The sequence below is a fragment of the Stenotrophomonas sp. 21LCFQ19 genome (assembly GCF_056861425.1).
Map to the genome: position 1 here is coordinate 1 of NZ_JBSPUF010000030.1, position 11,260 is coordinate 11,260.

7 protein-coding genes are annotated in these 11,260 nt (G+C 56.6%); 5 read left to right on the forward strand and 2 right to left on the reverse strand.

Translation table 11 applies throughout. The annotated features are described in order from the left end of the window. Positions 1-171 precede the first annotated feature (171 nt). On the forward strand, positions 172-489 hold the full coding sequence (locus tag AC13FW_RS20375) for a hypothetical protein (protein ID WP_482990264.1): 318 nt from the start codon (positions 172-174) through the stop codon (positions 487-489). 356 nt (positions 490-845) lie between these two features. Here the strand turns inward: AC13FW_RS20375 and AC13FW_RS20380 are convergent, their stop codons facing one another. Beyond that, positions 846-6,452: a DUF3320 domain-containing protein gene (locus AC13FW_RS20380; RefSeq protein WP_482990265.1), complete on the reverse strand. Its 5,607-nt coding sequence runs from the start codon at positions 6,450-6,452 to the stop codon at positions 846-848. Between the two features lie 114 nt (positions 6,453-6,566). On the opposite strand from AC13FW_RS20380, the gene AC13FW_RS20385 reads away from it, so the two are divergent. From AC13FW_RS20385 to AC13FW_RS20400, 4 genes are all read left to right on the forward strand, one after another. Further along, complete coding sequence (locus AC13FW_RS20385) at positions 6,567-7,361, forward strand: abortive infection family protein (RefSeq protein ID WP_482990266.1); 795 nt, start codon at positions 6,567-6,569, stop codon at positions 7,359-7,361. Between the two features lie 464 nt (positions 7,362-7,825). Continuing rightward, positions 7,826-8,650, forward strand: coding sequence for an AraC family transcriptional regulator (locus AC13FW_RS20390; RefSeq protein ID WP_482990267.1), 825 nt, complete (start codon positions 7,826-7,828; stop codon positions 8,648-8,650). 26 nt (positions 8,651-8,676) lie between these two features. Further along, positions 8,677-9,750, forward strand: coding sequence for an alpha/beta hydrolase family protein (locus AC13FW_RS20395; RefSeq protein ID WP_482990268.1), 1,074 nt, complete (start codon positions 8,677-8,679; stop codon positions 9,748-9,750). A gap of 171 nt (positions 9,751-9,921) precedes the next feature. After that, entirely contained in the window at positions 9,922-10,050 is a 129-nt protein-coding gene (locus AC13FW_RS20400) for a hypothetical protein (RefSeq protein WP_482990269.1), read from the forward strand. Positions 10,051-10,106: 56 nt separating this feature from the next. Here AC13FW_RS20400 and AC13FW_RS20405 read toward each other — a convergent pair whose 3' ends face one another. Continuing rightward, on the reverse strand, positions 10,107-10,829 hold the full coding sequence (locus AC13FW_RS20405) for a hypothetical protein (RefSeq protein ID WP_482990270.1): 723 nt from the start codon (positions 10,827-10,829) through the stop codon (positions 10,107-10,109). Positions 10,830-11,260: the final 431 nt, after the last annotated feature.

Below are 11,260 nucleotides of genomic sequence, written 5' to 3' on the forward strand. Positions count from 1 at the left end.
CCTGCTTCAGCCTCACGCAGGAAGCCAATGATCTGTTCTTCGGTAAAGCGCTTCTTCACGTCCAATCTCCTTGTCATTGAGGATTGGACTCCAAACCGTTGTGCTACTCAATCTTGGGGGGACGTCGCTAACATCCCGGTCTCTAAAGAAAGGTCTCGGGGGAAATGAGGCATGAAAGGTGACCCGCATCCCCGCCCGAAACAGCTGCAGGGGAGAGCCAACATAGGCACCCTTCCCCTGCACCCCGGCCACAATCCACGGAGGAAGAAATTTGGGGGATTCATGGATCGAGAAGAACCAACACTTGGGAAAAAGATCGAAATGGCCGATGTGGAATTCAGACCACGGAGCTATAGAGGGCCGACTCGTAGACCAGAGCAAGACTCAGCCATGTGGTGGAAAATTGCCCTCTGCGCTGCAGCTTTGATTCTGATCGCTATGGGGTTGATTGAACAGCAAAAGAAGAAGTTCGCATTAAGGCAGAACTGAAACGCTGGGAAGCAGAAACGCTGGCAGAAACTGACAGAGAGTTGGCGGAACTAGGAAAACAGATCTGGGTGGGCCCACAGCCACGCTATGAACCAAGGGCGCCCTTAGCCAGAGGACAGCGTTACATCCAAGGTCGACGGTTTGAGCGAATTGAAGGTGGTTGGCGAGATTTGCCGCATGATCCTTGCTAATTTAGTGATGCATCACTAAATATTGATGAGTAGTGCAGGCCGTCACGGCCACACGGCAACAGTAAGCGCGAAGCTGACCAAGATGTTGACGTCAGAGGCCCAAACGTAGAGCGCCTAGGCGACCAAACCATACATCAGCAGCCGTCAGAAAGCGCCTAAGACAGATCAAGCGATCACCAAAAAATCTCCTTTTGACATGAATCGCCCCGCCCTGACCAGAGACTCGCAGCGATCAAGAATAACCCTGCGGAGTTGCGAGCTTGTGCTCTTGTAGCCGAGCTGTCGCGCGACTATCGTCACCAACTCCTCTGCCCGCGCTCCGAGATTGTCCTTCACAACCTTCATCAAAGCCGAATCGATCTCAGATGGAGGCAAGTATTCTGGGCGGCGCAATGTCAACGACTCGACCATCGAGCGATCTCGAACGCGGATCTCCTTCCCAGGGATGGCCAAGAAATCTTGATCGACAATCTGCACTCCACCGAACGACACGATGGATGTGATGGCCTCATCCACGGCCTGCTGAATACGAGAGCCTGCACGCTGTAGTCCCCAAAGTGTCCGTGCGCGTGTGACGACTTCGCTCCGATGGATTGGGCTCTCAACCTCGACGATCTGTCGAACTATGGTCGCGAGCTGACCTGCTGGAACCAGATGAAGCTCAAATCTATCATTGGGGACAGCAAATGATGCTTCGATGTAGAGCTCATCGTCCGGTGGACTTTGCGCATCTATGAGCTCCATTTCCACTACTTCACCGCGATCAACCGTGAGTATTTCCACCGGTACTGCTCGTTCTAGAGTCTTGGCCTTGGACTCTAGGGAGCTCGACTCAGCCTTGGCACGTTCAATGGCTGCAATAAGCTTTTCAAGCTCTGCTTCTGGACGATGGAACCAGTCCGAACTCCAAATTCGATAAACCTGCCAGCCCTTGTCACGCAGCACACTCTCGCGCAAGCGATCTCGATCACGCGCGCTTCTTGCGTCTCGATACGATTGTCCATCGCATTCGATCCCCAAAATGTAGCGCCCGGGCTCGCCAGGGTTAGCAACCGCGATGTCAACAAAGAAACCAGCTAAACCAACATCTGTGTGCAGATCGTAGCCCCGCGATCGAAGCGCTTGGGCAACTTCTTGCTCAAAGACGCTTCGCTTGGTGTCTCGTGCCTCGGTGACGAGGTTGAGCCGCCCGGTTCTTGCATAGTTCAAGAAGAGCTTCAAAGCAAAGGTGCCCTTGCCCTTAGCCCGATCGGTGTCGATGTCCTCATCGGTAATTGAGGTGAAGACCTCGCAACGTGACTTGGCGCGACTGATGAGCACATTCAAGCGCCGCTCACCGCCTTCATTGCTCACCGGCCCAAAGTTCATTGTCATATGACGCTGCGCATCTCTCCCGTATCCCACTGAGATGAAGATGACATCCCGCTCATCACCCTGGATGTTTTCTAAGCTTTTGACAAAGAATGGTTCAGCTGGATGATCAGCAAAAAAACCTTCTGTTTCTGGGTGCTGCCTGCGCAAAAGTTCCAGTTCGTCCAAGATGGCGCGGCGTTGAGCTGTTGAAAAAGTCGCCACGCCGAGGGTAAGCATGGGCATGTTCTGAGCATGTTCCAACACCGCCCGCGCAACAGCCTTGGCCTCTTTTGGATTGGTGCGTGTGTTGCCCCGGTAGTAGATAGCCTCCGGCAGATGATGCAAACGCAGACCAACTCCTGCCTCACTAGTGTAGGGGCTTGGGACAATGAAGAGCTTACCTTCGTAGAACTGCTGGTTGGAAACGGCAATAAGCGATTGATGGCGGCTCCGATAGTGCCAACGAAGCATCCGCTCTGGCAAACCTCGTGCGCGACAAAGTCCCAAGATACTTTCGACATCTGAAGCTTGTGCCCCACCCTCCTCGTCATCTCGATCGCCGCCATCTCCAAGCGCCTTGGAGAAAAAACGGGTAGGTGGTAACTGACGCTCATCCCCGACGATCACAAGCTGCTTGACGCGTGCAATCGACCCCAAAGCGTCGATTGGCTGCACTTGGCTCGCTTCGTCGATGACCAGCATGTCAAATTCCAAAGCGCCTGCCGGCAAGAACTGCGCGACCGACAAGGGACTCATCATAAAAACCGGTTTAAGCGCTTGAATCGCCGGCGCACACTTATGCATCAGCTGACGAATGGGGAGATGACCCTTCTTTTTGGCCATTTCACCAATGAGCACGGCGGTTGGACCAGTTGCACCGCCTTGGCGCGGGATCTTGCTGTGATGCGCCTTCACCACTTCATAGCGCGCAAGGTGCATGCGCTCTTGATCGAGGTTTGCGAAGCTTGCAACGACTTGCGACTGGCGATGCCCATCAAAGCTTGCCAATGCCTGGTCTCGCTGCACCAAGGCTTGTAGCACTGCCTCAAAATAGGAAAGGTCAAATACGCCGAGCGCATCAGCTGGTGCAAGCTCACCGCTGTGAAGTCCTTCGACCAAAGTAGCCAAACCCTTACGTCGAGACTCCTTTGCGATGGCAAGATAGGCTACCCATGTCCTTAACCCTTCCGGATCTGCTTGCCAGTTCAACAGTTGTGACTTGAGCGCCTCCAAGGGGGCGCGATTCGGATCCCGGGTTATCTCTGCGCTGCCTTCAAACTGTAATCCAACTAGAAGATCCATGACCTCACCAGCCAACACGCCACCAGCGAAAGAGGCTCGCTCCGCTTGATCGAGTAAGGGCTGCGGGTCCTCCAAGCGTGCTGCCAACTGGCGAAGTTCTGGGTTTTTCTCTACCCAAGCAGCAACCTCGCGAAGTTCGGGAGCCTTGCTTTCGACACCATTCCAGAAAGGCCCAAAGGCCATCGCGCCTTCATCGGCCGAAGCCTGGTAAGCCGTATTGGCCAACTGAGCTTGCTCGATTTCTTCAATCAACGCCAACGCCCGCTCAATACTGATCTCTTCAGCATTGCCGAGAAGCGCAGTTTGCTCTGAAGCGGCTAACCAGTGGACGGATTTCTCAGACAACTCTGACAGCGCCAAGCGCTTCAGAACCGTTTCTTCGCCCCAAGGATTTCGCTCAGCTGCCACCAGTGCCTCATGGACAGGTCCAAGGCTCCGCACAAGTTCTTCCAGTAAAGGCTTTACGCGCGTGGCAATGTCAGTTGCCAAGACACGATCGCCAATGTCTGCCAAACGCTCGCGAACCCCACTTCCTAACGGACGAAGCGTGCGCATCCACGCCACGACACCTCGAAGAAATGAAGGATTTGAACGCTCACGCTGCCAATTTGACCCAAAGGCTTCTTCGCCCCGCTCATCGTGATCGGCTATCTTGCGCTGGGCGCTCTTGGCATCAAGTAGCACATCTAGCGAGTTTAATATGTCGACCGCTGGCAACTTCGGGTTCGATAACAAAGTGCGTATACCTTGATTCGCACGACGCCAGTCGCCACTGAAAAAGCGCAACAAGCTCGTCCCACGCATGGCCAACTGTCCGCGAGCTGCTTCCAGCTCGGCACCATCTTTGCTCCATGCTGATTCGCGGAACACTGTGGATAGGCTTGACTTGGCCTGCTGGACTGTTTCTACCGCCACCACGATTTCTTCAACCGCATCTACACCGCGCTCCCAAATGTGCGCGACCAAGGCATTGCGATCAAGATCCGGAATACTCGTGGCGCGCTCAGCAATTGCCACCAATCGGAGCGCCAAATCTAGCGTCAGCGACTCCTTCTCCGCCAATAGCTGCGTCAGGCGCGTGAGATCCGGGAGCAGACGCACCAAAGTTGTACGCGCTGTTCCAAGGGCAGACAGCTCTTTGCCGAGCACAAAGGGGCTCGGTAACTGGGCAAGGGTGGATTTTGAAGCTGCCCAGCTAGCCTGTAATGCGTCAGGCTTGACCTTGGACAAAACGGCTGCGTTGGCCTTCTGGGCAACTTCAAGCGACGTAACAATCGCTGAAGCGCGACCTTCGGAATCCCAGACCGCACTTTGAAGCGCTGCCGAACCGAGCTTTGGCGCATCGAGCAAGGCTTTGAGGCGTTGGATGGCATGCCCCGCGTCGTCAATGCACGTGGGCACTTCAAGATCCAGCGCTTCATGGAGCTTTGAAACTTCTAAACCCCAATCATCGAGACGACCCGACAAGGCTCCGACGAGCGCCAGAAGGCGATCGCGTTCATTTGGTAGCAACCCATCGTTCTGCACGCCATTCCAAGCGTGCTCGTTCGGCACACCGATCTCTTCGATGCGTTCGATGAGTTCCTGAAGCAATGCCTCGCGGGCTTCTTTTTCATGCGGCGCCCACGTGGTAGGCGCTTCCAAGCGCAGGCTTTGTGTGATGTAGCCCTGCCTACGAAGACGAACTAGCTGTCCAAAAACATGATAGGGAGTCAGTTCTGAGGGGAGGTGCTGCTTGTGAAGCCGTGCGACATGCGCATTGAGCGTATCCCGCCGTTCGGTCAGCTGCTCGATGATAGGCGCGTTATCGGCTCGCTTCGGTTCCCCAAGACTCAGCGTTTGCCGGAGTTCTTCTAGTAACGAGCGCTTGTTTGCTTTGTTGCTATGCAATTCCAGACACGCCTTACCAACACCGACTTGGTCCAAGCGTCGCTTGACGACTTCAAGAGCCGCCATCTTTTCAGCAACGAACAGCACGCGCTTACCCTCAGCCACGGCGGCCGAGATGATATTCGCGATGGTCTGGGACTTGCCAGTGCCAGGTGGGCCCTGCACCAAAATGTTGTTGCCTTGAAGCACATCATGCACCACCAACGCCTGAGAAGAATCGCAATCGACTACATGACGCATTCTTTCTGGCGATATTATGTGGTCGAGATTGCTGGCTTCGTCGGTTAGGCTGGCACCCGGAAACCCGTCTTGAATAACGCCACGAAGCATGGGAATAGCGTCCATTCCGCCAAGCGGTTCCCAGCTTTGGGGATCCAAGTCACGGTACATCATGAATTTGGCAAACGAAAACAGACCAAGAATGGCATCATCGCAAAGCACGCCCCAGGCTTCTTTCCCGTCCAACATCACTTTGACCGAAGCCATATAGGCGTCAATATCCAACGCTTCGAACTCGTCGATGTTGGGCAGACGAAGTCCAAACTCGCGCTGCAAGAAAAGCTGCAACGACAAATTAGCTTGGATGTCGTCGCCAGTCCATTTGAGGTGGAACTTTTCGCCAGCCGTGCTTCGCTCCAACTGAACTGGGATCAGCACCAATGGCGCAAAGCGATCAGTTTGCGGCGTAGAAGTAGCACGCCAACGCAAATAACCAACCGCCAGATAAAGAACATTGACGCCCTGCTCTTCTTGAAGAGTGCGAGCATCGGTGTAGAGATCCAATAGGCGTTTTTGCAACCCGGTTGGCGTCAAGCGTGTCGTCAGTTGCGCATCCCAATGCGCTTTAACACGCCCGTTCTCGTCCAGTTCGAAATCTGGTTGGGCTATGAGCTCAGGGTCTTCCGGCACTTCGTCCAGCAGAACGATATCGTCATCTTCATCGGTGTCAAACTCAGATAGCGCGCCTACCTGCTTCGGGTCTTCTTTGCCAGCTACAAAGGTGAAGCGCTTACCGTCAATAACCAAGGTCTGGTACATCGCCTTGGCCAATTCGTGTACGACCTCGACGGTCTTGGCTCGACCTCCTCGGGGGGTGTGGAGGAGTCGATTGCGGGTAGATAGATCCAAAAGCTCCAAGCGAGCCTTCTCGACTTTATCCCTTAAACCGCCCGGCCCTCTTAGCGAAGAGGATGCTTCGCCCACCTGTGCCACTATCGTCTGATCCATCGACTGTCCCCTGAGAGGGGTCTGCCTGGGCGAAGAAAACAGCCCTGCATCCCCTGAATGCTTCTGCCTATAATGCGCCCAATATAACGCGTATTCCAGCCTATCAGGGGATCTATGGGTGAGCTACGAAGCAGTGAGATTCACTGGGTTGTCCATCAATACTTGGGCGTCGAGGGAGGGCTTTTGGCCGATTTCACGCATCGCACCCACCGGGAGTTCTATTCCGGGTTCTGCGACCTTGATATTGACTTGAATCAGTTCGCGGGCACCACCATTCGAGAGCGCTTCACTTCAGTACTAACCGGCGTCGAGGCACACCAGCAAGCCGCCATTCTCCGTGGTATTGCCCGGAAGTACCAGCAAGGCACTGAGCATTTCCGAACTCCTCAGGCTTACCGCCAGCTATTGCAGATCGCTAAGCGCTGTGCAGATGGTCTTTCTGTTCAAGCCAGCAGTCCTGCTATCACCAGTGACGTATTGAAACGCGCCCTTGCTGACGTCAACACACTAATTCAAAGCGCGGGTCCAACTCACGCCGTGGATCGGATCCATACTGCGCTACACGCCTACCTTAAAGCCGTCTGTCACTTGCAAGGCCTCGAAATACCGGCGAGTGCCACGATCACTAATTTATTCAAGCTTCTTCGGGCAGAACACCCAAACCTGCGTGATTTAGGGAGCCAATCCGACACGATGAGCAATGTACTGAGATCATTAAGTAATGTAATTGACTGCCTTAACCCGGCCCGCAACCATGGCAGCTTGGCTCACGCAAATGACGCCTTATTGGACAAAGATGAGGCCATGCTTGCTATCAACGCTACAAGGACCGTCTTCCAATACCTAGACAGCAAGTTTTCCATCACTTCAAATATTGGATCCTTAGCTGGAACGCCTGAAAGCGCATGAGCGTCAGAAAGCCTCCGAACATAGGAAATCGATTGGAGGGCGCTCTACTCTACCTTCGACAAATCTTCCTAATCACCTGTGCTGCAGCAGTTTTGTTTCCGGCCAGAAACGGCTACCTAAGCTTGCACTGAGGGAAGAGCGACAATTGAGCACCACGTTTAGCGGACGACCACAGAGCACACCTTCGCGCATCTCTAGGGCCTCGTGCAACGCAAACGTACGCGTCAAGAGTTGTTGCTTTAAGAGGTGGCCCAGATCGTTCCGTGGAAGACACTGCTTGAATTGATTGAGCCGGGCTACCCAATATCTGGGCGTCAATGCCGACAACCAAAGCAAGGCACAGCGACCCACTGACCTCGATTCACTCAGCTCACCCACATCACGCAGTCACAGCAAGATCCCGCAAACGCCCTCCCCCTCCCTGCGTTACGCTCCAACCCAGTCACTGGTACGGAACAGGCGTTATGGGTGCGGCACGCAAGGCCTTGTGGTACATCGAAAGCCACTTTGCCGAGAACCCCTCGCTGGCCCAGATCGCCGAGGCGGTCGAGCTCTCGCCGTTCCACCTCTCACGCCTGTTCCAGGTCAGTACCGGGACCTCGATGGCGCGCTATCTTCGTGTGCGTCGACTTACCGAGGCGGCACGGACCCTGGCTGCTGGCAGCGAGCCCATCCTGGATGTCGCCTTGGCCGCAGGCTATGCCTCGCATGCGGCTTTTACCAATGCCTTCACCGAGCAGTTCAAGCTGCCCCCGGAACACGTTCGCCGGAACGGTCTGCACAGCGTAGCGCTATTGGAGGCCATCAAGCTTGACGCTCCACCCCTGCCCTGCGAGGTGGAGCCGGTACGTCGCCGTCAGGGCCCGCTGCGTGTGGCGGGTATCCGCGCCCGCCACACCGCCGCTACCGTGGCGTCCATTCCCTCGCAATGGCAGCAGTTGGCGCTGACCCGGGAGCTGGGCAAGGACGTCGCCTTCGGGGTCTGCTGCAACCGCGATGGCGAGGGTGCGTTCGACTACATCGCGGGCATGGAGATCGGTGTGAACGCCGCCATACCTTCGGCGTGGCATGCCGTTTCCATTCCGGCCTGTGACTATCTGGTGGCGTGGCATGCGGGACACATCTCGACCATCCGCTCTACCTGGTACTGGCTGTTGAACGATTACCTGCCCTGCACCGGCCTGAGCCTTGCCGACGCCCCCGATTTCGAACGCTATGACGCCGGCTTCGACGACCGTACCGGAAACGGCGGCGTGGAGATCTGGCTGCCGCTGTCCAACCTGAGTTGATCCAAGGAGACCCATTCGTGCGAGTAGTGCCCCTCACATTCTTCCTGCTGACCTGTCTGTTCGCGCCGCTGGCCTGGGCGGCTGCGCCCTCGCCCGCCGTTGGCGAAACCCATGGCGTGGCGCACACGCCCAGCGCAGCAGTCCGCGATGCCGGGCACAGCGACCAGGTGCGGTATACCGTGTGGTATCCGGCGCTGCCAGGTGTGCAACAGCAGCCACTGGCGATCGGGCCGCCGGGTGCACCGCTGTTCGTGGCGGGGTCTTCTGCCGTCGATGCCCCCGTTGCGCCGGGTCGCTGGCCCGTACTACTGCTGTCACACGGCAACGGTGGCAGTGCTCGAATGATGGGCTGGTTCGGCACCGCCATGGCGCAATCAGGGTATGTAGTGGTCGCGGTGGACCATCCCGGCAACAACGGTGTGGACGCGATGACCGAAGCCGGAAGCATTCTGGTGTGGAACCGGGCCGATGACTTGGCTGTGGCATTGGCTGCAGTGCAGGCCGACCCGGTGCTGGCTCCGCATGTGGATGCGGGCCGGCTGGGGCTGGTGGGATATTCTGCCGGTGGGTTCACGGCTTTGGTCGCTGCGGGCGCGCGGCCGGACATGTCCAGGTTAGCTGCTTTCTGCAAGGCATCGCCTAAGGATGGGGTATGCATGCCGCAGGCCGAGAATCCGGAAATGACCCTTGAGCGGCGGATGGCGGCGGCTGCTACGCCGGCGCTGGCACCGTGGGTAGCCAGGTCGGCGGAGGATCGCCGCATTCCAAACGTTCGCGCTGTGCTCCTGATGGCACCGGCAATCGTGCAGGCATTCGAGCCGGGTGAGCTTGCACGGTTGGAGGCTCCGCTGTCGGTGGTTGTGGGTGAGTCTGATGCGATTGCCTCGCCCGCGACCAACAGCAAGGGCATTGCCGAGGCAAATGACAATGCACGACTTCAGGTGCTCCCCATGGTAGGTCACTACGACTTCCTTGCGGAATGCACGGAGCTGGGCCGCGAGCGGCTAGGTAAGCTGTGCGAGGTGAATGCCGACAAGCAGGCTACGCATCAGGCAGCGATCCAGCAGGCCAGGTCGCTGTTCGATTCGGCGCTTCGGTAGCTGCAAACCCGGAGCTGCGCTTGGACCATCGCCCGCATTGCGTACCTTACAGATGGAGCAATCCGTGTTTCACATAAAAGTGCCCACGCGGGTTGAGCATCCATGTTGATGTTCATGGGCTCTTTTATGCGCTGTAGCTATCGGTACACCCCCCAAAGCTGGATTCCTTGCGTGGCGACACTGCATCGCAGCGCCCATATCCTCAAGGCAGCGTCCATTCCGCCACGGGGCGCGTTGTTGCTTGCTGCCGGCGGCGGCCTGGAGCTCATCGCCTTCGCCCAAGTGCAGCCTGGCTGGTGACTTGTTGGTACCACAACCTTCCTCTGTTTAGCGGCCGAACCGCATCTCTGACCGCCTCACCGCCCATCTTTGGGCTGAGGCGCTGGCCGTCGCCCCGCCCTTCGCCGTCCACGCACCTTGGATGGTTTGTTGGTTGCTACAGATTTAGGCTTGTCCACTGGCTCCGGCACCAATGAGGGCTGCATCCTCTGCACCTTGACGAAGTTCTTGCGCGCGCTTGCCAGTTCGAAACCGTAGTCCAGGGCCTTGATGGCAAGACCGCCAAGAAACAACCCAACGAACACCATCATCACCAGCTCAGCGCCCGAAGCCGTAGCGCGACCTTGGTAGCTCAACAACAGCAAAAGCAGCGCGGCCATTGCCAACAGGAAATAGAGTCCAAAACCAACGACGATGCCGAACCACGCGTGTAGCGCCTTTGCATGACGGTCGTTCTTCCACCGAACCAAACCATCGTCCAGCTGGAAGAACTTCGCCGAGTGGCTCAAGGCCCAAAGCGTATCTGCAGCTTGGGAGTTTGAAGCTACGTTGATGATGATTCGCGCCGGCAGGTACTCGCGGCAATAGTGGCGAATCAATACCTCGCACCAGAGATGATCGCGTTTCGCGCGCTCGAAGTCCCAGAGCTGCAGGAACTCCTGCCTGGCTTTCGCTCGATCACTGTTGAGCGAGTAAAGGCCCTTGAACAGTACAAGCAGCAGCAAAGCCAACAAGACAATGATCTCGCCGGCCATGCTGTGGCCGAAGCTTCCTGCCAACTTGAGTACAAGCTCTTGCACCTGCTCCCCCCTCGCCTTCACTGGCTGGTTTTGCAGTAGATCATAGCCGGGTTATCAGACGGCTTGGTCGCGAAGCTTTGATGCAGCCGCCTCATACTTCCGTCCGCCCGCCAGCGTGTCAATTTTAGTGGGCACGGTCAGTCGGCAGAGGTGCGACTACTAAGGATGGAAGTCCAAGTACGGCATGGATGCATCGGACGTGCAAAGGCATTGCGAGGTCGAGGCCGACCGCACCATGTAAAAATGGATGTACGTCGAGCTGGCGATGGAGGACCGCGCGTTGACGATTGCGATCGATAACATACGACGTCCCCCCAAGATTGAGTAGCACAACGGTTTGGAGTCCAATCCTCAATGACAAGGAGATTGGACGTGAAGAAGCGCTTTACCGAAGAACAGATCATTGGCTTCCTGCGTGAGGCTGAAGCAGG

What these genes read in the sequence shown, in the direction of transcription:
- AC13FW_RS20375 (WP_482990264.1), top strand. Translation starts at nt 172, where the DNA reads ATGAAAGGTGACCCGCATCCCCGCCCGAAACAGCTGCAGGGGAGAGCC.
- AC13FW_RS20380 (WP_482990265.1), bottom strand. Translation starts at nt 6,452, where the DNA reads ATGGATCAGACGATAGTGGCACAGGTGGGCGAAGCATCCTCTTCGCTA.
- AC13FW_RS20385 (WP_482990266.1), top strand. Translation starts at nt 6,567, where the DNA reads ATGGGTGAGCTACGAAGCAGTGAGATTCACTGGGTTGTCCATCAATAC.
- AC13FW_RS20390 (WP_482990267.1), top strand. Translation starts at nt 7,826, where the DNA reads ATGGGTGCGGCACGCAAGGCCTTGTGGTACATCGAAAGCCACTTTGCC.